Source organism: Pseudoalteromonas sp. BMB (genome assembly GCF_001709235.1).
Classification (GTDB): domain Bacteria; phylum Pseudomonadota; class Gammaproteobacteria; order Enterobacterales; family Alteromonadaceae; genus Pseudoalteromonas; species Pseudoalteromonas maricaloris.
Genome location: NZ_MBQA01000046.1, coordinates 115,012 through 138,409 on the forward strand (window position 1 = coordinate 115,012; position 23,398 = coordinate 138,409).

The following is a 23,398-nucleotide window of genomic DNA, read 5'->3' on the forward strand; positions in this document are numbered from 1 at the left end:
GTTTTCCTCCCTCATCACACCCGAAAGTAAATTGCCAATGAGTCATTTCAACGCATGGATGCGTGAAAAGCTGTGACAGGGCCAAGGATGGCCCTTACACGGCGGTGACGTTCATATTGGCAATTTGCTTGAGGAGTCAGTGTGATGTTGGGAGTGCCCTTTCTTTTGCATACTTCTCTTTGGGCATCAAAGAAAAGTATGTCGTAGCCCATGGATGGGCGTCGAAACTAGTCAGGAGGACATATTAGCCTTACCCTCCTTGGCTAATATCAAAGCGCATCCATGCGCTTCTCGTTCATTCTTTTGAAACGACGCAAAAGAACGAACCAAGAAAACGTCGCCCCAGCATCACACCACTACAACAAATCAAATACCGGCTCTATCGCATCTAGACTGAAGTTATCCAGATCCAAGCGATGCTGTATGCCTAGCGGCAAAACCCACTGTGGATCGGTATGGCCAAAGTCAAGCCGAGTTATTACGGGTAAACTCTCACAGCCAAACTCATCACGTACAACCGATAAAATCATCTCATCAAGCGCAATCATCTCGCGTTCGCTGTAATCCCGCGCGCGGCCAATCATTAAGCCGGATATTTTTTCAAACACGCCCATTACGCCATAGTTACGTAACCAAAAGCGAATATAGTCTTGACTGGGTTTGTCCTCAGAGGTTTCTAAAAATAGCAATTTGTCTTGCCAAAATGACGGCGATGGCCAGTATTCAGTGCCTTTTAGCATCTCCATCACTTCAAAACAGCCGCCAAATAGCCGCCCTTCCACTTGCCCAGTACCTTGCAATACTTTTGGACCATTTGTCGCAATAGCGGGATGCAGCTTACCGACGTTTTCTGGTATTGCCCACTCAGGATACCCATGAGAATAAGCGTTGAATATTGGATAATGGACTTCACCTAGCAGCGCCTGCGCTAAATAGGCTTGATACTCAGCACTAGCATTATGGTACTGGGAGAAACCGGCCATGATCGATGGGCCGTTAAAGGTGACTAATCCCCACTGGTTCAGCAGTGTGGTGAGCGTGGAAAAGTCAGAATAGCCCATCATAAACTTAGGGTTATTCAAGATAACGGATTTATCTAAATAAGATAGGATCCGCGCGGAATCTGAACCACCAATAGAAGAAATTATCCCGGCTATATTCGGGTCGGCAAAGGCATCATTAATATCTTTTGCACGTAATTGTGGCTGTGAAAAGAGCACATCCGCAGCCGTTCGAGCCGACGGCATTTCAACAATATTAAAACCAAGCGAACGCAGGTTTGCTAACCCTTGCTCAAAGATGTGAGGAAATGTGCATGGGCCACCCCAGCTAGGTGATACAATCGCAAGGGTATCACCTCGGTTTAGTTTTTTAGGCTTGCGTAACTGCACCTTCTATCTTGCCTTAATGGAATATTCATCAGCGACTAGATATATCCCATTAAGACAACAGAATCAAACGCTTATTCGAACCTTTCAACGCGAAATGGAGCTAAATCAACAGAAGTAGGTTTGCCTGTCATGAGTTCAGTTATAAGCGTGCCGGTAATGGCCGACATTAAAATCCCCGTCCTAAAGTGCCCACACGCATTAATGTAACCCTCCACGCCATCAACGGGGCCCAAAATTGGCAGCTCATCCGGTGTACCGGGTCTAAGCCCTGCCCAACAACGTTTAATACTCGACTCTTTAAGAATAGGTAGACACTTCATAGCACCTTGTGACAACTCGGTGATTTTATCTAGACTATTGGTGGTGTCGAAGCCTTTTTCCTCCGTTGAAGAGCCAATTAAAATCTCGCCGTTGTCCTTTTGTGCAATGTAGCAATCACTGGTACTGATACAACCATTTAATACTTTAGGCATGCGCTCAGACAGCACTATTTGACCCTTAACCGGGTAAACTGGCATGTGTTTACCTGTCGCCTGATGGTAAATGTCATCCGCCCAGGCACCAGCAGCATTAATTAAGGTCTCACAATGCAAACTTTGATCTTGCGTCCTCACGCCTATCACCTTATTGCCTTCACGCAGTACCTCTAGCACTTCTGTATTCAGAAACAACTCAACACCATTTTGGCGTGCACCTTCGGTATACGCATCAACTAACCGGTATGGGTTTACCTGATGGTCACAAATAAAATCTATTGCACCAATCGCATCTGGAGTGATGTAAGGTTCCTCTGCACGTAATTGCTGTTGATCTAACCACCGGATCTGCGAAGATAAATTAGGGATCCCTGACACTATGCTATCTGCATATATTTCATCATCGCGATTGTACATAATGAATTTAAGACCGGTACGTTCAAACTTAAAGTCGACATCGTGTCTGGTCAGCATTTCTTCATGTAGTGCTGGATATAACTCGTTTGACTTGAGCGCAAGTTCAAAAAAACATTCTGGCAATTGATGCGGCCGCAATGTTTCCGCAGCTTCGGTATCGCCTTCGCTTTGGAGCTTAGACAAGGTTTTAAAGAAGATCACACCACAGCCAAGTCCAACCGACTCACCAATTGCCCATAATCCACCCGCAGATGCACGAGACGCGTTACCCGGCTTTTTTAAATCCACTAACGCGATTTTTAGGTTGGTATCGCGGCTTAAAAAATAGGCACAGGCAGCACCAATTACACCGCCACCTGCGATAATGACATCATACTGCTTCATGGTTTTTCTCCAGTAAAGTAAATGGAATTGGGTCAAGTGGGAATCTTGGTCTTATCACACCGAGTGTATCTAAGTGCCCTGCCGCATGCAGTCGGTCTAGTGCATAGCTAGAGCACATTTTTCCTTGGCAGTCTCCCATGCCAATACGGGTTCTCATTTTCACGCTAGATAAATCTTTTGCACCTTGTTGTAATGCTAAATCGAGTTGCTGGCGCTTTACTTGTTCGCAGCGACACACCACAGTATCTGGCTGGGTTAACGCTAGTAGCCCCTCTCTGCGCGCCGAGAAGCGGTCAAATCCGGCTCTAAACTTCTGTGCTTGCTTACGCTTAGTTTTGAGCTTGCGCATCCGCGTGTGGAAGGCCGTTTCGCTTAAACAGGCTTGTTCATAGGCAAGCATGGTTGCGGCCATTTTCCCTTCAATGATAGCCGCTTCGGCACCTAGCAAACCATTGGTATCACCACAGACAAAAATTGAATTTAAGCTACTGCGTAAATTGTCATCTAATAAAGGTACATAACCATTCGTGGTGGTGTACTGATGAGAAACCCCAAGTAGCATGGCAAGCTGGGTGCGGGCAACAAAACCATAGCCGACCCCTAGACTATCCACGGCTAAATGCTGTGCTTTTGACAAGTCCGCATGCCAGCGCTCATCGTAAGGCGCTACGGTAACACTGGAGAGTTTTTCTTGGCCTTCTGCTTTCACAATGCCATAGCCATACTTGAACGGAATATTATGCTTTTTGAGATACGCCAACATACTCAATCCCGAAAGCGTAAGCTTAGGTTTATTAAGCAGCGCCACGGTCTCTTTCGCCAGTTCACTAAAGCGACTCGCTTCATATACGCCAACTACTTGTGCACCGGATTTATGTAACTGGCAAGCAACCAGTGGCAATAATGGTCCAGTTCCGACTAACGCCACTTTTTTCCCTGGTCGAACTAACCCACTTTTAAGCTGAAGTTGCATCCCACCCATTAACATCACACCAGGTAACTGCCATCCTTCAAATGGCACACTGCGCTCATGACAACCAGTTGCCAGAACCAACTTGGTGTAATCTATTTGTGTTAACTGATTTTGTGTTTGCAACAGCAAACCGCTTTCGCCTTCAGGCCCAAGCACTTTGGTTTGTAGTTGTAGTGTTATATCTTGTTTATGATGTTCGTAGCGTACCTTTAGTGCAGCCATCGCTCGTTTAAGATTTTCATCTAAATGAGGAAGCTTACTTGCTTGTCGAAGTGGCCCGCGATAGATCACCCCACCAATTTTTGGTGCTTCGTCAACTAAGGTGCTAGTAATGCCATATTTAGCCAGCTCAGCTGCACAGCTAACGCCTGCAGGTCCTGCACCAACAATAACGATTTTTTCTTTTTGACAACTAGGCATCACACTATACTCCAACCTGCTTGAAACGATTTTGTTTGGTTTCAACCTGCATATTGGGTTGTACTAAGGTTTGGCAAGCCTTTTGTTTATGTTGTTTGTTTATTGTTACCTGACAACAATGGCAAACGCCCATACCACAATAAGCACCGGATACGGCTTCTCGATCGCTTTCCATGATTTGCTTGTAGTTCGCCGCAAGCAATACAGACAGCACGGTTTCACCATCGCATGCGTTAACCGCAATGTCGTCGATTTGGATTTGGAACTGTAACCCCTCAGGGTCTGTAATATCTTGGGTTCTGGATAATTCAGACATGAAAAAATGCTCCTTCAATAAAGTCGCACAAAGCCTACTATCCAAATATTAAAAATAAACATTTTATTTACTTTATTCACCTTAATTTGATCCAAATTAACTTTTAAGCACTCTCGCGCTAATTCTGTTCAATTCGGTGCAAATGCTGCACTCACCTCACTAAAGCAGTGCAATATGAACGTATTTACAGACCAACAAAAACCACATCTTATTGATATTAAATAATTTTAATTTCTGGCACAGTTTTTCCTTATCAACTAACACGACAAAGAAAGGAGCGTAATTATGTACACTTTATATCAAACGATGTACTTACTTTGGCATTTGGATGTGAGTATCTGGCCTGTGCACGATACAGCAACAAACCCAGTAGATGTTAAGGAGAAGGCACAATGACACTTGGCAAACTAGACACAGCAGTACACGCAGTAATGAACGATATGCTCACCCCATCACAAGCTGCAAAAGCCTATCATGTGTCGCAGAGAGCACTTTACGAAGCACTGCGACGCTCCCAAGAGAAACAGCAAACTCGATGGCAAAAATTAATGCATGAAAAGGCAAGGCTTGAGCGAAGTCTGGCTCGGATAAATAAGGAACTGCATGAACAATTTGTCTAATAGCGCTATGCAGCTTCGCATTATTCAGGCGCCTAGCTTGAAATACAATCGCTTAGATTGTCAGCTTTGGGTAAAACAACTCAGCGCACTGACGCAAGCCTGTATTAATCTTGGCGCCTCTATCGGCTTTTTACCCTCATCCTCTAGCAGAGCAATACAAAACTACTGGTGGCAGGTATTCGATGCTGTAATCAAGTCGCAAAAGACGCTTATTATCGCTGAACTTAATGGCGTAATGGCAGGTTGTGTGCAACTCTCACCAGCAACAAAAGATAATGCTCAGCACCGGGCTGAAGTGGAAAAACTATTAGTGCATCCAAACAGCCGACGCAAAGGCGTGGCAACAAAGCTGATGCAAGCCATAGAGCAAGAATCTACACGGCAGCAGATATCGTTACTCGTCCTTGACACACAATCGGATTCGGACGCAGAAATCCTATATCAGAGTTTGGGTTTTAAAGTTGCTGGGCAAATCCCTCATTTCGTCAGTGATGAGCGCGGTGACTTCCATGCCACCACATACTATTACAAACTGCTTGCACCGACCTTGCGCAATCGTATTGAGAACCTAGCTCAAGCGCATTATGCCAATGAATATTAGCAAACCAGTCTAATCAAGCGACTCGCTACGACTTTCATTCAGGCGATAAAAAAACAGCTTACCGATGTGCTGTGGTGTAGTTACAGCCTCTAAGATTGGGGCAGCGCCTTGCGGTATGCTCATCACATTGGGATTATTGATAGTAAGACCATCGCGCAGCTTAGTATCTATTGCCCCAGGACACAGTACCGTTATTTTGTAGCCATCTTTGTGAAGACCTTTAGATAGAGTCACTACGCCGGCTTTCGCTGCGCAATAAGACGTCCAATCTTTGTAACTGTTAAATGCCGCCGTCGACGCCACATTGATCAAATGCACCGCTTTGTTTGCTTTAATTGCAGCACGAGAAATTAAATAAGTGCCGATTAGGTTTACTTCGATGTCACGGATCCAGAGATTTGGGTCTGAGTCTGCCACTAAACTTGAGTAAAGCGTTCCTGCCGCATTGATTACACAGTCATAAGATTTGTCGTCAAAAAAACGCTCAACTTTAGCTGGTTTAGAGACATCAAGCTGTGCGCGTGATGGTGCTTCCACTTCGTGTCCTAAGCGCTTCAATTCATCGCTTAAATAAGCGGCAAGACCACCCTGTCCGCCCGTTATTAACACTTTCATTTCTGTGGCTCTGGGATTGGATGATTGTCGCTTTGCTCTATCAGCTTTTTATACTGATCGTAGATTTTTTGCTTTAAGTTACTGGAGCTAACGCCAGCACCATAAGGAAAGTAAAATACCTGAACTCCAAGCTCTTTCAGATAATCATATTTTCCCTTCCAATCATCGCCAATCACGAACACATCAATATTTAGATTTTTCACTGTTTCACGATGATCTAAAGTACGTTGTGGAATAGCTAGATCTGGGTCTCTTAACCCTTCGATAATCGCCAAACGCTCTTCAAATGGCACTGCCGGTGGCTTTTTATAAGAACAAACAAGTTCATCGGTGCTCACACCAACGATCAACGTGTCTCCTAAACCTCGGCCATAACTAATCATTTTTAAATGATTACTGTGAAATAAATCAAATGTTCCTGAGACATAAACAATTTTATTTTTCATAAATTGCTATTTCCCTCCAGCTAAATCAATAAAAGTTCCTGTAACAAAGCTTGCTTCATTACTTAAAAGCCAAGCGATGGCATTGGCAACCTCAATCGCGGTTCCACCTCGCTTCAGCGGTAAAAAATCGGCTAGGCGATCAACTCGGTTTGGTTCGCCCCCGTCGCCGTGGATATCGGTATAAATACAGCCCGGTCTCACGCAGTTCACGCGGATCTGCTCAGCGGCTAATTCCAGAGATAAACCTTTAGTGAAGCTGTCTATTGCACCTTTTGCAGCCGCATAGTCAACATACTCATTAGCTCCACCTAAATAAGAAGCTGCCGACGATACATTCACTATTGCGCATTGTGCTGGATTGGCACTTAAACGCATGTGTTTAATTGCTTCGCGAGCACAAATAAAATACGGCGTAACATTATTAGTAAGCATATTGTTGATACGCGCTGCGGTCATGTGTTCAACTCGAGTCTGCACGTTCAGCACGCCCGCGTTGTTGACCAGATGCGTAACTATGCCAATATCGGTCTTTATCTTGTCAAACATTGCCTCTACAGATTTTTCATCTGTGACATCTGCTTGTAACAAATGCGCTTTACCATTATTACTTAGGATGGTATCAGCAACCGTTTCTGCGGCTTGCACATTCTGCTTGTAATTTATAACAACGGTAAACCCTTGTTGTCCCAGCAGTTGAGCCGTTGCCGCACCAATCCCACGGCTCGCACCGGTGATAAGTACCACTTTTTGCATCTATTATTCCTTAAATTGGGCCAACAGCTACTGATAGTTCAGTACTTCTACACCCATATCTTCTTTGACGTGCTCTATCACCATATAGGTATGATTTGTACCAACTCCAGGTATTTCAACAATTTGACCTAATACCTCACGATATTGACGCATATCCTGGACTCGGATTTTAACTAAATAATCAAAGCCACCAGCTACCATATCACAAGAAACGACGTTGGGAATTTTTACAATATGCTGTTTAAACACCTCAAATACCGCTTCGGTCGAGCTTTTTAAGGTAATTTCCACATGCGCAACCAAATGCTGGCCAAGTTTTGCGGCATTTAATCTTGCCGTATACCCTTCGATATACCCCTCCGACTCGAGTTTTTTTACTCGATCGAGGCAAGGACTCGGACTCAAGTTTACCTCTTTCGCCAAGTTTACATTAGAGATCCGACCATTGCGCTGGAGCGCGTCTAAGATTGCTAAATCGATGCGATCTAATACCCGAGTTTTAATGGAAGTCGTCATATCAGCATAAAATTTTGTGAGGGTTTGAGATTACCCGCAAATTTACCGTATTCCTTAAAAATAAAACAGCATATTCTGCTGTCTTTTCGATAGAATGCCCGCGAAATTAACGATAAAGGGCAAAGCGGCTTATTTCAGTCTTTAACGCGGCTTTGTTCGAACATTTAGATAATGCATTCTGGCTAAAATTTGAACCCCCAAATGGGTGTGTTATGGTTAGCAATGTGACTGCATCATTTTGTCGTAATTGAGGCTTCCTATACAAATTAAACTACACTTTCAACCTTTGGTTGCTTAGTTTGGCATCAGTTCAGATGTAGTTTTGTAATCTGCACATTAAGGTGTGTGATTCCATAGGCAGGCGCGAATTACATGTATTTTTGACTCCAATTTTTGAGGGTTGCTTATGCTTTATAACGGCGATTTGACAACTAACTGTCCTATCCGACAAAAGATCCGTGATTTTTACCGCATCGATGAGAACGCAGTAATTGATCATATTTTACCTTTAGCTGAGGTAGGCGTTACAGCTCGAAGCCGAGCATGGGAACGTGCACGTCAAATGGTATTGAACATTCGTAGAGATCAAGACGGTCAAAACGGTGTAGACGCGCTTTTAAATGAATTCTCTCTTTCTACCGAAGAAGGCGTGGTACTGATGTGTTTGGCCGAAGCTTTACTTCGTGTACCAGACAAAGCAACACAAGAAAGCCTGATCCGCGATAAGCTCGCAAAAGGCGACTGGAGTTCACACTTAGGCAGCAGCGACTCGTTATTTGTTAACGCTTCAAGCTGGGGTCTACTCGTTACCGGTAAAATGGTTAACTATTCAGACAAGAATAAAGAAGAACAATTTGGCGTGCTAAAGCGTACAATTGGTCGTCTTGGTGAGCCAGTTATCCGTAAATCCGTTAACTATGCAATGAAGATCATGGGTAAGCAGTTTGTAATGGGTGAAACCATTCAAGATGCTATCGATCGCGCCGCTGATAAAGAACAAAAAGGTTATGTATATTCGTACGACATGCTAGGTGAAGGCGCACGTACGATGAAAGATGCTGATCGTTACTTCCAAAGCTATATGACCGCTATCCACGCGATCGGTAAAGCAGCGAAAGGCCGTGGCCCAATTAAGAGCCCAGGTATTTCAGTGAAGCTTTCTGCTATCCACCCGCGCTACGAATTCACACATCGTGACCGCGTGATGGACGAGCTTGTACCTAAGCTAAAAGAACTTGCGATTGCTGCGAAAGAATACGATATCGGTTTCACGGTTGATGCGGAAGAAGCGGATCGTTTAGATATCTCACTAGATGTCATCGAAGCGGTATTCTCAGACGACGCACTTGGCGACTGGAATGGTTTTGGTCTTGCAGTACAAGCATATCAAAAACGTGCCATTTTCGTTGTGGAATGGGTAGCTGAACTTGCTCGCCGCGTAGGCCGTAAACTGATGGTGCGTCTAGTTAAAGGTGCTTACTGGGATACAGAAATCAAAACCACTCAACAAGATGGTCTTGAGCACTTCCCTGTGTTCACTCGTAAAGCAACGACTGACGTTTCTTATAAAGCGTGTGCTATTAAGCTCCTTGAAGCACGCGATGTACTATTCCCGCAATTTGCGACGCATAATGCTTACACCGCAGCAACCATTCTAGAAGTGGCCAAAGGCGATAACAAAGGGTTCGAATTCCAACGTTTACACGGTATGGGTGAATCACTTTACGACCAAATCGTTGAAAACGAAGGAATTCAGTGTCGTGTGTATGCACCAGTTGGTCAGCACGAAGACCTACTTGCTTATCTGGTACGCCGTCTACTTGAAAATGGTGCAAACTCATCATTCGTAAACGCAATTGTTGATACCACGAAGCCTGTTGAGTCACTACTTCCAGATCCTGTAGAAACACTGCAAGGCCTACGTAACCGTTACAATACGCAGATTAAACTACCTATCGAGCTTTATGGCGATGAGCGTCCAAACTCAAAAGGTAAAGACCTTACGGACATCAACGATTTAACACCGTTTAAAGAAAACCTAGACAACTGGTTTAATGAACACCTAATTGATGAAAGCCAAGTACCAGAAGGTCACCTTGCTGTTCGTAACCCTGCGAACCACAAACAAGTGATTGGATCTGTACCTTTACACGATGAAGCACACATGCAAAGCGTGCTTGCCAATGCTGATGCGGCTTTTGAAAGTTGGTCTCAAACCTCTGTTGAAGAGCGTGCAAACTTACTACGCCGTACTGCTGACATCCTTGAGCGTCACCATGACGAACTTGTTGCTATCTGTATTAAAGAAGCAGGTAAAGTAACCCAAGACAGCATCGATGAAGTACGTGAAGCCGTTGACTTCTGTCGCTACTATGCAGCGCGTGCAGAAGAGCTTTCTAAAGATGAGCGTTTTGAAGCTCGTGGCGTGATTTTATGTATCAGCCCGTGGAACTTCCCGCTTGCGATCTTCTTAGGTCAGGTAGCTGCTGCTATCGTGACGGGTAATACCGTTATTGCAAAGCCAGCTGAACAAACCAGTATGATTGCACTGCGTTGTATTGAATTAATGCATACCGTTGGTTTACCAGAGCACGTAGTACAACCGGTTATCGCACGCGGTAGCGAAGTGGGTAAACACATCGTGCCTGACGAGCGTATCCAAGCGGTTATGTTCACAGGTTCAACCGAGACAGGTACGCTTATCTCACAAATTCTTGCTGAGCGTAACGATATTCAGGTTCCTCTGATCGCAGAAACTGGTGGTCAAAACTGTATGATCGTTGACTCAACAGCATTACCAGAGCAAGTGGTTGACGATGTTATTTCATCAGGTTTCCAAAGTGCCGGCCAACGCTGTTCAGCACTTCGTGTGTTGTTCTTACAAGAAGATGTTGCTGACGGTATCATTGAAATGATCCAAGGTGCGCTTAAAGAGCTACATATCGGCGACCCATCGCTACTATCTACAGACGTAGGCCCAGTAATCGACGAAAAAGCGCTGACCACTTTGACTAAGCATGTTGATTACATGAAGTCGAACGGTAAGCTCCTATTCGAAGCTAAGATCCCTGATAACAGCGAGAACGGCGCTTACTTCTTCGCGCCTCGTCTATATGAGATTTCTGATCTATCCGTGCTTAAGCGTGAAGTATTCGGTCCGGTAGTCCACGTCGTACGCTTCAAAGCAGATCAACTTGATAATGTGATCGATCAAATCAATGGTACAGGCTACGGTCTAACAATGGGCGTTCATTCACGCATTGAAGAGCGCTGCGAATACCTAGCTAAGATGTCTCGCGCGGGTAACGTATACGTGAACCGTAACATGATTGGTGCGATCGTTGGTGTACAGCCATTTGGTGGTCGTGGCCTATCTGGTACAGGTCCAAAAGCAGGTGGTCCAAACTACCTACTTCGCCTTGTGAAAGAAAAAGCGTCACCAGACAACGTACAAATGACAGATCTGACGCCTGATGAGCTAGAGATCCACCACTTCCCAGGTGCCGTTGAGCAAGTTGAAAAACTGATGCAAAACTCTAAGCGTGATGAGAAGATCTGGCGTCGTACTGCGCTTAATGACCGTGTTTCGGCAGTGCGTCAGCTACTTGCTAAAGTGGCAACAGTAGACATCATTGATGAGCTGGCGGATGATTTGTCATTAACGCTTTCTGATGCGCGTGCTCAGCTAAACCGCTTAGAAAAGCGTATGCGTACATACACAACGCTACCGGGACCTACTGGTGAATCGAACACGCTGCACTTAGAAGCGCGTGGTTGTGTAGTGGTATATGCCGATAAGAGTACGTCGTTCAACTTCTGGGCGATTTCAATTATCACAGCACTTGCTGCCGGTAACACAGTGATCACAGTAGCCTCTGACTTGTTTTATGAAGAAGCATTGGCATTTAGAGATAAGTTCATCTCAACTGGCGTTGCTGAAGGCGTATTCCAAGTAGCGAAGCAAAACCAGCTACAAGCGATTTTGGCACACCCTCACCTTGCAGGTGCTGTTGTGGCTGCGCGCTCTTCACGCCTTGGTTACTTCTCACAGCAACTTGCAGAGCGCAAAGGTGCTATCCTGCCGGTGATCAGTGCAGAGTACTACGATACGCTTATCAATCGTCTAGTGACGGAGAAAACCATCAGTATCGATACCACAGCTTCTGGTGGTAATACTTCACTGATGACGCTTGTTGAAGACGAAGAGTAAGAGAATATAAGTCGCTATGTTAGCCATAGCGATTTTATCGAACAAAGCCAGCGCAAGCTGGCTTTAATTTTTTACGCAGCGCTTGATGTCCTTAATCCCACAATAACATTAACAATGTCCATTAAATAAACATCTTCAACCAAAGCAATCACATCATTCCATTTAGGGTTGTATTCGTTATTTTCCCAGCGCCTTAATGTTCGCTCCTCTATACCATAGCTTGCGGCTGATTCAGCTTGAGTAAAACCGCGACTTTTACGTGCAAATCTAAGTATGGCAGCACCAAGCGGCGCGCGTTCAGAAACTAAAGGTTGGCTCATTAACATCACACTCATTCCTTAAAAAATTGCGCAAATATATGACATTTAGAAAAATCACTTATTTACGCACTCACTGACTAAATGCATTCGCTGCGTAATTTAATGAAGATGATAGATCCATTTTTTACGCATTTCAACGAAAAAATGGATCTTTTTTGCGTCAAAAATGATTTTACTTCGCAAAAAATAGCCCATATAATGACGCACACATATCATTATTTAAGAGGCAACGCATGGAACAAAGTCTCATGAGCCTAGCGGAACGCGTAGAATATGCGATCAAGCCAGACAGTATTAGAGCTTTTGCGTTAAAAATTGATGTATCTGAAGGGACGCTGCGCAGAATATTAAAAGGGGAAGACCCAAAACTCAGTGTCATTGAACGCATTGCTAAACAAGCCAACGTAGATTTGATGTGGCTCGTTACCGGGATCCCACTTGATTGCAAAACCGAATCACCAATCATCCAGCAAAGTATTACCTTGGAAGACTTCAATGAGGACTTTGTTGTTGTGCCTGGCTACCATGTCTCTGTCAGTACGGGTTATGGTGCATTTAACCAAAGTGCCGAGGTTGCACGTTATCTTGCATTCAGAAAAAAGTGGATTGAATTTAAAAATCTAGATAAGTCACAGCTGGTCGTGGTGTTTGCCAAAGGCGACTCTATGGAGCCCACTATTCACAATAACAATACAATTTTAGTGGATTTATCGGATAAAAAATTAAGCGAAGGCCTGATCTATGTTGTCCGCCTTGGTGAAGAGCTTTATGCCAAGCGCTTACAACAAAACTTTGATGGCTCAGTACGCTTGATTAGTGATAATAAAGAATACCGGGAACAAGTTGTGATGCCGAATGAATTGGAGCAGCTGGAAATTCTCGGTAAAGTGGTATGGATTGGTAAAGATCTAATTTAATAATACGATGCTAAATCTTGAATACTTATTCTCATTTTTAATCGCCAGCACGGTAATTGCCGTGGCACCGGGCCCATCCAATGCGTTTTTAATGGCGCAGACCTTTACTAATGGCCGCGTAGCTGGCATGCAAAGCGCATTAGGCTTTGCGCTAGGAGGAGTGATCCACACACTCTTTGCCGTTGTTGGCTTATCGGCACTCCTAAAAGCCTCAGAGACCGCCTATACCACAGTGCAATATCTCGGCGCAGCTTACTTAGCTTATCTAGGTATAATGACTATCAAAGAGACGCTTGGGAAGGGGCAGATAGCTTGCGAGGAAAAACCGCACGTGAGCACCAAAAAGCCTAAAAACGTGATGTTCCAAGCAATGATGACGGAAGTCTTAAATCCCAAAGTCGCCCTGTTTTTTATTGCATTTATTCCTCAGTTTGTCGATAGTAGCTTGGCGACCTCAACAACGATGCAATTGGCCATGTTTGGCTTACTGTATCCTATTTTAGCTTTTCCCATCGACTGCATGTATATCTACGGTGGTGATAAAATCGCTGGCTATTTTAGGCAGCATCCCGCAGCGCCGGTGTGGATTGATCGTATTTCAGGCTTAATTTTTATCGCATTGGCAGTCAACTTATTACTCTAAACAGTTACGCAAAATAGGAGCAGTACACATGCAAAAACGCTCACAGCCACTGCCAGCTAAAAAGCATATTGCTTTGGTTGCACACGATGGCATGAAACCAGCCCTACTTGAGTGGTGTCAGACCCACTTAGATAGCCTAAAACAGCACAAGCTTTACGCCACGGGCACAACGGGTAACATAATAGAAAAGCATACTGGTTTAGAAGTAACAAAGCTATTTAGTGGCCCAATGGGTGGCGACCAACAAATTGGTGCCAAAATCGCGGAGCAAGATGTTCATGTCTTGATTTTCTTTTGGGATCCGCTTGCCTCACAGCCTCACGATCCGGATGTAAAAGCACTGTTGAGACTCGCTGCTGTTTGGAATATTCCCGTTGCCTGTAATGAAGCAACGGCAGATTTACTGATGGCGTGCGATAAAATGAGCCAGCCAATCGCAAGACATTTACCTGATTATGAGCAGTATCTTGCTAGTCGCTTAGATTGATAAAATAGATGAGTAAGGAAGCGGTTTGTGACCGCTTCTCTGATTTTGACTTCGATTACTTAAATATTTTATCCGCCCACTTAGTCAAGCCTGCAGTAACACTACCAAAGTTATCCCCGTTCACCATTTCAATATCACCAATTTGCTGTGCAAGCGTTGCCTTGAGTAACGGTGATTGCGCGCTACCGCCAGTCAGATAAATTACATCGGGCTTTGACCCCGCTTGATGTATGGCTTCTTTCGCAAGCATGCCCATCTGCTCTAAGTTCGACATGATCGACTCGGCAAAATCTTGCTGCGTAAATTCAGAGGTTAACTGTGGCTCAATAAAACCAAGATCGGCATTAAATTTTGCTTGCTCAGAGAGTGCTATCTTTCCAAGCTCACCTTCACGAACCACTTGATGGGTAAGTTTGTTCTGTTGAATGTGAAGCAAACGCGCCAGCTTTTGCGGCTCGGCGACATCTCGCAACATGCTTTGCAATTCTCGCGCTAATTTATCGCTGTAGAAGTCTAGTTGAGACTGAATATCATTGATTTTACATGCCTGCCAATACAGTTGACTAGGCATCGGCAAACCTGAACTCATGTTAGAACCTAGACCACATAACGGCATTAATTGGTGATAAGCAAGCGCAATATCTAAATCGTTACCACCGATACGTTTACCCGTATGCGCTAAAAAGTCTTGCTGGCGCTGTGTGTTATTGCGATAGCTTGGCCCCATTCGGACAAACGAACAATCGCTAGTACCACCGCCGATATCAACGACCAGCACAAGTTTATCTTGCTGAAGACGACTTTCATACTCAATCCCCGCTGCGAGCGGTTCAAAGAGAAAATCCACTTCCTTAAATCCTGCTCTTTTTGCAGCGGTAGTAAGAATATTAACCGCCTGTTGATTACTTTCTTCTCCGCCGACGGACTGAAAATTAACAGGTCGACCAATCACCGTGTCGGTAATGGACTGTTGCAGCTGCGACTCGGCACGGCGCTTAATCTCAACCATCATCGCCGCAGCAATATCTTCAAAGAAGGCGATTTGTTGAGGTTTAAGCCCAACCGCCCCAAAAAAGGACTTAGGTGATTTAACAAAAAAACCTTCTTCAGGAAATTCAATATACTCAGAAATTGCCGCTTGACCAAAAAAAACGCCCGCTTCATGTGCTTCTAAATCGAGATCGCGCTTAGCTTGCTGCGCTACCGTTAGCAGCCCTTGGCGAGACTGCGTATAGACTGGATCTGGTTTACTCAGATGACGGTTAACAAATGCAGGAATTAACGCATTGTGCATCGCATACATAGTCGAAGGCAGGTAATATTTATCTTGCTCGAGACACAGTAAGTCCACTTCACCATTTTGCATGACACCCATCGCACAATTAGAACTTCCGTAATCAAACCCGACTTTCATTCTCTACCTCAAACTGCTGAAAAGTCGCGAAGTGTATCATGGTTGTCGTTATTGTCAGATGAATTTATCTAGGTTCCCACATCCTTAATAGGCTTATTGCGAAAAGCATAGCGGAATAAGCCTGTTGGATCTCCGTCTCCACCATTTTGCATGACACACTAGGCATTGCACAATGAGAGCTTCCGTAATCAAACCCGACTTTCATTCTCTACCTCAAACTGCTGAAAAGTCGCGAAGTGTATCATGGTTGTCGTTATTGTCAGATGAATTTATCTAGGTTCCCACATCCTTAATAGGCTTGTCGTGGAAAGCATAGCGCACACTGTCAGATTGCTTGGCTTGATACATAGCGGAATCTGCCTGTTGGATCCCAGTCTCGATGTCGAGGTTATTAAATAGACTGACGCCGATACTAATCCGACAACTTAGCTTATTGCCTTCAAAGAGATATGGTTTATCTACCTTGTTGATTATTTGCTGGCAGATCCCAACCACATGAGATTCGGCTTGAGGCTGTTGCGGAGATAAGTGAGTGATTAAAATCACAAACTCATCGCCTCCCCAACGGATCACCACATCATCCTCACGTACACTTGCACACAAACGCTGGGCAACCGCCTTGAGTAACTGATCCCCCACATGGTGGCCATGCAAATCATTTACTTTTTTAAAGTCGTCAAGGTCCAAAAACAAGATTGCGCTGTAACTACCAAGCTGTTGACCTACACGGAGTTGCTCCGTCAATCCATGCTGGAGAATATGGCGATTCGGTAATTCAGTTAACTGGTCATGATACGCCAACTTCTCGGCTTCGAGATACTCCAACTTGCGGTCATTGATATCCCGAGATAACACGATAAAACGTGTTTCAGCATGATTATCGCTTGCAGTGACAACCTTACGGGCAATAGAGACCTCAAACCAACGCTCACCAACCGGTGTAGACAAGTGAATATGGCTACCATGTGAATAGCCGTTAACTTTTGCTTCCCGTAATGCCTGCATCACTATTTTAGCGGCTTGCTCTGGCATCACTTCAGTCACCGTATGGCCAATCAATTGTTCTGCAGGCGCGACTAACAACTCAGGGCGAAGTATTCTGGCGTCCCAGTGCCGCCCCTCTTCATCCAGTTCAAACATCAAATCCGGCATCGCACTTAATGTCGACGCCAATTCCTCATAGCTCGGTTGCGCCAAAGCTTGAGTGCGGGCCATACGTCGGTCCTTAACCATGAGGCGTTGCAACATCCTGTTCCATAATTCTATAAACTTGAACTTTGCAATTTGAAACATGCCAATGAACACTGCTCATCTACGGCTATCGTTATAAAAATAATATACCAATTTTATGAATAATGACTAATTAACCTGAGCTGCGGATAGACAAGGAAAAAACTAAGTTGTTCTTTAGAAACAATGAGTTTGAACATTCCTTATCCAAACCTCAGGTTAATTACCGACTGCATCATAAAAAATATTTTCAAGTCATTGGCTTCGAAGGAGAAAAGCAATTGACGAATTAATAATAATTCCTATAATCGACACGGCAGCGCTTTCCATGATGGAAGGTCACAAGATATATAAGGATGACTATGTCTTTTTTCAAAAAAGCCCTTGGCGCAGTCGGTATCGGTGCAGCAAAAGTAGATACCATCTTAGAAACCCATCACGCCTCCCCTGGCGAAGAAATTTCTGGAACGGTTAAAATCATCGGTGGCAAAGTTGCTCAAGAGATCAACAAAATAGATCTTAACGTAATGTGCAACTACACAGTTGAAAGAGAAGACAGTGAAGGTGAAACAACGACCATCACTAAAAACCACACCCTTGCTAAATTTCAAATCAACGAACGATTTACTATCGAACCCGGTGATGAAAAGCACATTCCATTTGCGCTTGACCTCGCTGAAGAAACCCCGCTTACTGTTGGACAATCCAAAACTTGGATCGCTACCAACCTTGATATTGATATGGCGCTCGACAAGTCAGATAGGGACTATTTACACATCGTACCTACCGAGCTCCAACAAGCGGCTATCGATGCGATGGAAGCGCTTGGCTTTAAACTCTATGAATCAGACTGTGAAGGTATTGATGAAGTATCTTTCTCACGCCTGCCATTCGTACAAGAGCTAGAGTTTAAAACGATCACAGGTGACTTCCATGGTCGCTTTGATGAGGTAGAAGTGGTTTTCTTTAATCGTGGTGAGCAACTCGAAATCATCTTTGAGATTGATCGCAAAGCGCGAGGCTTTAAAGGCTTCTTTGCGGAGGCGCTAGACCTTGATGAGTCAAAAGCCAGATTGCTAATAGATGAAACTGATTTAGAAGACCTAGAAGATGCTATCTATGACATTCTAGAGGCGAATTGCTAGGATACTGCTATCGTTTTACGCTTTAGTGATAGTTGCATTCATACGAATGCAACTTCTATATGAACAAACTCTAGTTTTATGATACCAATTCACTTAACGCTTAGATTTATGTTAAGGCGTATTGGAAGTAACTCTCTATACTGACTTATTACACTATTTAAGCCATCGCAACTGCGTATTACGACGCTTTATAGTTGACTTAAAATCAATAAGGCAGCACATTAAAACGAATGGTCAAGGTAGATTAGGTGACAATGAATGTCCAACTTTAGAATTTGGAAACTGGTTAGCCTACTGTGTGTATTGAGCCTAATGCTGGGCTGCGAATCGAAAGAAGAACGTATCCAGCAAACCATTACACATACACTTCAAGAAGCTTCAACAGCGATAAATACGCTGGGATCCGCCCTTGATAAAAAGCAGGTGAGAAATGCCAACCTTTTGACTGAGTATGGCAAAGTACTTAGTCAGCAAAAACCTCAGCTCAGTGAAATTGCGCAAATTATTTCCCAAGACGCAACAAGCAGTGGAACCTTATATCAGAGTTTATTGACTCGTTATCAGTCCCTCAAGTCCCCCGCTCCAAGTATGAACAGCGATGATATTATCAACCAAGCGCTCTTGTTAAAAGAAGCAGCTTCCATCAGTTTGTTCAATGATGCGCTGACAGATCCAATCAATGTTTTAGCCGATATGTCAGATGGAAAGCTAGCGCGAGTTGGCGCAATCAGTCAGCAAGCGGAACAAACGGCAAACGGTCAGACCGGTGTCGGCAATCAGCTTGTTGGTAATGCCAACTATGGCGAATGGCAGACCAACTCAGACGGCACTAGCTTTTGGATGTGGTACGGCATGTATCGCATGCTTGGCGATATTGTTGGTGATGTTGAATATGGTCGCTGGAGTAAACACCGCAAATACAGTTACTACAGTGACTATGGTCGTCATAGATACACCAGTTATAAAAGCTACAAACGCCAAACTGAACTCGCCAAGCGTACTCAACAATCATACCAACGCCAAGGCAAACAGTTTACCAGTCCCTATGCCAAGAAAAAGTCTGGCGCGTCAGGGTTAAGTCGAAGTAGCAATACCCCATCAGCAGTAACTCGAAGCAGCTACTCTCGAACCTCAAGCTACGGCTCAGTTCGCAATAGCTCAAGTAGAACCTCCCGTGGCGTAAGCCGGGGCAAATAGCGCATATATAGCGGAGTTAACACATGTACCAATTTAACGGATTAACAGCTTGGACTTTTCAAGCATTGCTAATAGATATGGCGGTGATCGTCGCGTTGTTTGTTAGCTTAAAATACATCAAAGGTTGGGTATCTAACCTCCATGCAAACGATGAAATCACAGAAAAAGACAACTTTGCATTTGGTCTCAGTTTTGCTGGTGGTTTAGCAGGTTTGGCCATCGTAATTTCAGGTATTTCAAGTGGTGCTTTTGCCAGTTCTTTGGCTCAAGAAGCGCTACAAATGGCGGGCTATGGTATCGTTGGTATCATCCTTATCAAACTCGGCCACTTTTTCCAAGACAAAGTCGCGTTACGCAAGGTGCACCTCCATGACGAAATCGTTAAAGGTAATGTCACCTCAGCACTGATTGATTTTGGCCATGTGGTGAGCGTTGCCATTGTGATCCGCTCAGCTTTGCTTTGGGTACTCACAGAGGGCTGGTATGGTTTACCGATTGTGGTTGCGGCCTTCATTATCGGTAATATTTGTATGTTGCTTGTGAGCCAATACCGAGTACAACTATTTAAGCGCACCAACAAAAGTGGCGACTGTTTACAGCAAGCAATTAAAGACAACAATATCGCGGTCGGGATCCGCTACGCGGGCTTTTTAATCGGCTCAGCACTAGCACTGACTGCAGCGTCCGGTTTAGCGCCGTATGTAGCGGACAACATTAACTCAAGCCTACTGTACTGGAGTATTGCGGCACTGGGTAGCATTGTGCTTTTCATCGTCTTACACCTCGTCATGATAAAAATTATTCTGGCGGGTAAAGATATTTCCGATGAAGTGAACAGACAAAAGAATGTTGGTGTTGCTGCAATCTCAGCCGCGCTTTCATTTGCCATTGGTACGACTATGGCAAGTTTGTTAGGTGCATAACCCTTGAGCGCATCTGCACCACAAACTTCAGCAAGAGTGACCGGCAACTGGTCGTTGTTCGGTCACGACACCCTACTAATTGGCGTCATGGCTATTTTGGCCGGTTGCGGCCTAATCTACGAATATTTACTCTCTCATTATGCTGGTCGCGTTTTAGGCTCTGTAGAAAGCGCGATTTATGCCATGATTGGCACTATGATCGTGGCCATGGGCATTGGCGCATTTTTAGCACGCTGGTTCAAAGATCCTTTTACCGCGTTTGCATGGCTTGAAAGCCTAATCGCGCTACTGGGCATGAGCAGTATTTTGGTGATTGCCAGTGTTATTGCACTTACCTATACCCTACCCCATACGCTTTCTAGCCTTTACAGCCTGCCTCCCGATAGTGTCTTAGATGGCATGCCATTTGAGCAATTACAAGCATTTGCCCGATTTTTACCTTATGTTTTCGGCCTCATCCTAGGCATTTTAATTGGCATGGAAATTCCGCTGATCGCTAGGATCCGTCAACAAGTGTATGGCCGCTTCCTTGAAAATAACGCAGGTACCATTTACGGTGCAGATTATATCGGTGCTGGTGTTGGTGCTGCCATTTGGGTCACGATTATGCTTGCGCTGCCAATAATGCAAGCAGCAGCGTGGACTGCGCTATTTAATATTGTTGCAGGACTTATCTTCCTATGGCGTTACCATGCTCATGTCCGCTTCGCTAAGCTGCTGTTTGCTTGCCACTTTGTTCTACTTGGTATCTTTTTTGTCATCCTGAGCCATGGCTCTCTTTGGATGAAAGACCTCAGCAACGTGCTTTACAAAGACAAGGTGATCTATTCAGAGTCAACGAAGTATCAACATGTTGTCATCACTGAGCGATTGAGCCGCGCACAACCGATGCCAATTAACGATTTATTCTTAAATGGTCGATTACAGTTTTCATCTGTGGATGAACAGATCTATCACACTATGCTCGTTTATCCTGCGATGCTGGCATCCAACCGTCGTGAAAAGGTATTAATCATTGGTGGCGGAGATGGTCTGGCACTTCGAGATGTACTGGAATGGCCTGTTGAAAATGCAACCTTAATTGATTTGGATGGACAACTACTTTCATTGTTTGGACTACAAGGGCAACCCTACCCTGCTAGACCACATATCACCAGTCAATTAACTCATTTAAATGGCGACGCCTTAAACGACCCAAGAGCAACAGTTATCGTTGCAGATGCATTTTTAGAAGTAGAAAAAATGCTAGACCAAGGTAGGCAATTTGACACTATCATTATCGACTTACCTGACCCTAATCACCCCGATTTGAATAAGCTATATAGCGACTACTTTTATAATCATGTGCGTCAATTACTGGCACCCGATGGTGCACTCGCTATTCAGTCAACATCTCCCTATCACGCCAAAAAAGCGTTTATTAGCATAGCCAAAACGGTAAAACATGCCGGGTTTACGCATGTTGAGCAATACCAACAGAATATTCCCTCATTTGGCCAGTGGGGATGGACAATCGCAACGAGAACAGGGCAACCTGCAAGTGCTAGGATCCGAGCAGTCGAGTCTTTGCCTGTCCCAAGTAACTGGATAAACAAAGAGTATTTACTCGCGACTTTCGCCTTCCCTAATCGCTTTTTTGATGGAGCAAAAGATATTGAAGTCAACCAGTTAGGAACAGGGAGACTATACGATTATTATCGCCAAGCATGGCAAACAGAAGATGAATTGTATAAAAACTAGCGCACGACCATTGACATATTATGTCTTACGTGCAACTCTTAACTCAGACATAATATGTCAAAACAAAAAAGGTAAATGAAGATGGAATTAAATGAACTATCAATCAAATTAGCATCATTTGAAACAGAAGGTGCTAACTTCGAATCTTTCTTAATCGCCAATGAAGGCGAGCAAGATGTATTGCAAGTGATTGTTGACGGAAATGACGAATTACCAATTTTTGTGACTCAGACTGAAGAACAACTTGTATGCATTAGTTACCTATTTAAAGAGAATGAGGTAAAGCCTGAGTTGCTAAACGAGTTAAATGAAGCACTATTAAAACTGAATGTGCCGATCCCGCTGAGTGCGTTTGCTAAAATTGATGAGCAGTATGCGATATTTGGTGCTCTAGCCGTTTCCTCCTCAATTGATGAGATCACGCACGAACTGGTCACCCTAGCGGACAATGCAATCGAAGCATTAGATGCAGTGACTGTGTATTTGAATGAATAATATTGGAGTTGTGAAATGAGTATTTTAAAGAAATTATTTACTGCTGTTCGTGGTGGCGCTAGAGAAGTTGGTGAGTCAATTGTTGATGCAAATGGCATTCGTATTTTTGAGCAAGAAATTGCAGACGCACAAAACGCATTAGCTAAAGCAAAAAAAAGCTTAACAGAAGTAATGGCGAAAGAGATGCAGACAAAACGCAAATTAGCTGCACTTGACGAAAGCATTATCGAGCATGAAAACTATGCAGGACAAGCGCTCGAAAAAGGTAACGAAGCTTTAGCGGTAGAAATCGCAGAGAAAATCGGTGAATTTGAAGTTGAGCGCGCAGAGCATCAGCAAGTGCTAGACGGCTTTAGTAAACATGTGATCCTGTTAAAACGGCAGATCAAAGAAGCTGAAAAAACGATTAAAGAAAACCAACGCCAGCTGACAATGGTAAAAACCACAGACAGCGTTCAAAAAGCAACCATGGCAGTAAACAGCACACTAAATACCAATGCGTCATCTATGGTAAATGCACGTCAGTCGCTTGAGCGTATCAAGCAACGCCAGCAAGATAGGCAAGATCAACTGGCTGCGGCAAAAGAGCTTGAAGCCGCTGCAACGGGTGCAGACCTAAAAGCTAAAATGGCAGAAGCAGGAATTGGCTCTACGCAAAAGAGTAATGATATTCTTGAACGTATTAGAGCTAAACAAAGCAACTAATATTTGCTGATTAGAAAAAGGAGGCCTCGCCTCCTTTTTACCCT

23 protein-coding genes are annotated in these 23,398 nt (G+C 44.2%); 12 read left to right on the forward strand and 11 right to left on the reverse strand.

Annotated features, from left to right (window positions below; genetic code table 11):
• Positions 1 to 356: 356 nt before the first annotated feature.
• The 4 genes from BB427_RS03660 to BB427_RS03675 form a co-directional block, all read right to left on the reverse strand.
• Complete coding sequence (locus BB427_RS03660; protein WP_069018976.1) at positions 357 to 1,391, reverse strand: S66 family peptidase; 1,035 nt, start codon at positions 1,389 to 1,391, stop codon at positions 357 to 359.
• A 71-nt stretch (positions 1,392 to 1,462) separates the two neighbouring features.
• A complete protein-coding gene (locus tag BB427_RS03665) occupies positions 1,463 to 2,668 on the reverse strand; it encodes an NAD(P)/FAD-dependent oxidoreductase (protein ID WP_069018977.1) in 1,206 nt (401 codons plus the stop codon).
• Positions 2,655 to 4,061, reverse strand: a complete 1,407-nt coding sequence (locus tag BB427_RS03670) for an FAD/NAD(P)-dependent oxidoreductase (RefSeq protein WP_069018999.1) — start codon at positions 4,059 to 4,061, stop codon at positions 2,655 to 2,657. The genes BB427_RS03665 and BB427_RS03670 overlap by 14 nt, the downstream gene beginning before the upstream one ends.
• A gap of 4 nt (positions 4,062 to 4,065) precedes the next feature.
• Positions 4,066 to 4,377 (reverse strand): 2Fe-2S iron-sulfur cluster-binding protein, encoded by a 312-nt coding sequence (locus BB427_RS03675; RefSeq protein WP_010371949.1) that lies wholly within the window; start codon positions 4,375 to 4,377, stop codon positions 4,066 to 4,068.
• Positions 4,378 to 4,769: 392 nt separating this feature from the next.
• Here BB427_RS03675 and BB427_RS03680 point away from each other — a divergent pair, with 392 nt between their 5' ends.
• Positions 4,770 to 4,997 (forward strand): helix-turn-helix domain-containing protein, encoded by a 228-nt coding sequence (locus BB427_RS03680; protein WP_069018978.1) that lies wholly within the window; start codon positions 4,770 to 4,772, stop codon positions 4,995 to 4,997.
• Positions 4,981 to 5,598 carry a GNAT family N-acetyltransferase gene (locus BB427_RS03685; protein WP_045990716.1) on the forward strand — a complete coding sequence of 206 codons (618 nt, stop codon included), beginning with the start codon at positions 4,981 to 4,983 and terminating at the stop codon, positions 5,596 to 5,598. Before BB427_RS03680 ends, BB427_RS03685 begins: the two co-directional genes overlap by 17 nt.
• A gap of 9 nt (positions 5,599 to 5,607) precedes the next feature.
• On the opposite strand, the gene BB427_RS03690 is transcribed toward BB427_RS03685, so the two are convergent.
• The 4 genes from BB427_RS03690 to BB427_RS03705 are packed head-to-tail and all read right to left on the reverse strand — an operon-like array spanning position 5,608 to position 7,928.
• Positions 5,608 to 6,213, reverse strand: a complete 606-nt coding sequence (locus BB427_RS03690) for an SDR family NAD(P)-dependent oxidoreductase (protein WP_045990717.1) — start codon at positions 6,211 to 6,213, stop codon at positions 5,608 to 5,610.
• Complete coding sequence (locus BB427_RS03695; RefSeq protein WP_010371961.1) at positions 6,210 to 6,659, reverse strand: adenylyltransferase/cytidyltransferase family protein; 450 nt, start codon at positions 6,657 to 6,659, stop codon at positions 6,210 to 6,212. Before BB427_RS03695 ends, BB427_RS03690 begins: the two co-directional genes overlap by 4 nt.
• Positions 6,660 to 6,665: 6 nt before the next feature.
• Positions 6,666 to 7,412, reverse strand: a complete 747-nt coding sequence (locus BB427_RS03700) for an SDR family oxidoreductase (protein ID WP_069018979.1) — start codon at positions 7,410 to 7,412, stop codon at positions 6,666 to 6,668.
• A gap of 27 nt (positions 7,413 to 7,439) precedes the next feature.
• Positions 7,440 to 7,928 carry a winged helix-turn-helix transcriptional regulator gene (locus BB427_RS03705; protein WP_010371968.1) on the reverse strand — a complete coding sequence of 163 codons (489 nt, stop codon included), beginning with the start codon at positions 7,926 to 7,928 and terminating at the stop codon, positions 7,440 to 7,442.
• Between the two features lie 406 nt (positions 7,929 to 8,334).
• On the opposite strand from BB427_RS03705, the gene putA reads away from it, so the two are divergent.
• On the forward strand, positions 8,335 to 12,138 hold the full coding sequence (gene putA, locus BB427_RS03710) for a bifunctional proline dehydrogenase/L-glutamate gamma-semialdehyde dehydrogenase PutA (RefSeq protein ID WP_069018980.1): 3,804 nt from the start codon (positions 8,335 to 8,337) through the stop codon (positions 12,136 to 12,138).
• Positions 12,139 to 12,209: 71 nt separating this feature from the next.
• Here the strand turns inward: putA and BB427_RS03715 are convergent, their stop codons facing one another.
• Positions 12,210 to 12,464: a helix-turn-helix domain-containing protein gene (locus BB427_RS03715; RefSeq protein WP_045990720.1), complete on the reverse strand. Its 255-nt coding sequence runs from the start codon at positions 12,462 to 12,464 to the stop codon at positions 12,210 to 12,212.
• Between the two features lie 227 nt (positions 12,465 to 12,691).
• Between BB427_RS03715 and BB427_RS03720 the strand changes: the two genes are divergently transcribed.
• The 3 genes from BB427_RS03720 to BB427_RS03730 are packed head-to-tail and all read left to right on the forward strand — an operon-like array spanning position 12,692 to position 14,505.
• Positions 12,692 to 13,375, forward strand: coding sequence for an XRE family transcriptional regulator (locus BB427_RS03720; protein WP_010371973.1), 684 nt, complete (start codon positions 12,692 to 12,694; stop codon positions 13,373 to 13,375).
• 7 nt (positions 13,376 to 13,382) lie between these two features.
• Positions 13,383 to 14,018 carry a LysE family translocator gene (locus BB427_RS03725; RefSeq protein ID WP_069018981.1) on the forward strand — a complete coding sequence of 212 codons (636 nt, stop codon included), beginning with the start codon at positions 13,383 to 13,385 and terminating at the stop codon, positions 14,016 to 14,018.
• Between the two features lie 28 nt (positions 14,019 to 14,046).
• The gene (locus BB427_RS03730; protein WP_069018982.1) at positions 14,047 to 14,505 is read left to right on the forward strand and encodes a methylglyoxal synthase; all 459 of its coding nucleotides are present in this window, start codon (positions 14,047 to 14,049) and stop codon (positions 14,503 to 14,505) included.
• Between the two features lie 55 nt (positions 14,506 to 14,560).
• On the opposite strand, the gene yegD is transcribed toward BB427_RS03730, so the two are convergent.
• Both yegD and BB427_RS03740 read right to left on the reverse strand, forming a co-directional pair.
• Positions 14,561 to 15,919 (reverse strand): molecular chaperone, encoded by a 1,359-nt coding sequence (gene yegD, locus BB427_RS03735; protein ID WP_069018983.1) that lies wholly within the window; start codon positions 15,917 to 15,919, stop codon positions 14,561 to 14,563.
• A 273-nt stretch (positions 15,920 to 16,192) separates the two neighbouring features.
• Positions 16,193 to 17,134 carry a sensor domain-containing diguanylate cyclase gene (locus BB427_RS03740; RefSeq protein ID WP_254663575.1) on the reverse strand — a complete coding sequence of 314 codons (942 nt, stop codon included), beginning with the start codon at positions 17,132 to 17,134 and terminating at the stop codon, positions 16,193 to 16,195.
• A gap of 377 nt (positions 17,135 to 17,511) precedes the next feature.
• On the opposite strand from BB427_RS03740, the gene BB427_RS03745 reads away from it, so the two are divergent.
• The 6 genes from BB427_RS03745 (at position 17,512) to BB427_RS03770 (ending at position 23,354) form a co-directional block, all read left to right on the forward strand.
• Positions 17,512 to 18,294 carry a sporulation protein gene (locus BB427_RS03745; RefSeq protein ID WP_010606169.1) on the forward strand — a complete coding sequence of 261 codons (783 nt, stop codon included), beginning with the start codon at positions 17,512 to 17,514 and terminating at the stop codon, positions 18,292 to 18,294.
• Between the two features lie 258 nt (positions 18,295 to 18,552).
• The gene (locus BB427_RS03750) at positions 18,553 to 19,491 is read left to right on the forward strand and encodes a hypothetical protein (protein ID WP_069018985.1); all 939 of its coding nucleotides are present in this window, start codon (positions 18,553 to 18,555) and stop codon (positions 19,489 to 19,491) included.
• Between the two features lie 23 nt (positions 19,492 to 19,514).
• The gene (locus BB427_RS03755; protein ID WP_069018986.1) at positions 19,515 to 20,414 is read left to right on the forward strand and encodes a DUF350 domain-containing protein; all 900 of its coding nucleotides are present in this window, start codon (positions 19,515 to 19,517) and stop codon (positions 20,412 to 20,414) included.
• 87 nt (positions 20,415 to 20,501) lie between these two features.
• On the forward strand, positions 20,502 to 22,154 hold the full coding sequence (locus BB427_RS03760; RefSeq protein ID WP_254663576.1) for a polyamine aminopropyltransferase: 1,653 nt from the start codon (positions 20,502 to 20,504) through the stop codon (positions 22,152 to 22,154).
• 81 nt (positions 22,155 to 22,235) lie between these two features.
• Positions 22,236 to 22,649, forward strand: coding sequence for a DUF2170 family protein (locus BB427_RS03765; RefSeq protein ID WP_010371994.1), 414 nt, complete (start codon positions 22,236 to 22,238; stop codon positions 22,647 to 22,649).
• 15 nt (positions 22,650 to 22,664) lie between these two features.
• Entirely contained in the window at positions 22,665 to 23,354 is a 690-nt protein-coding gene (locus BB427_RS03770; RefSeq protein ID WP_069018988.1) for a PspA/IM30 family protein, read from the forward strand.
• The last annotated feature ends 44 nt before the right edge of the window (positions 23,355 to 23,398 follow it).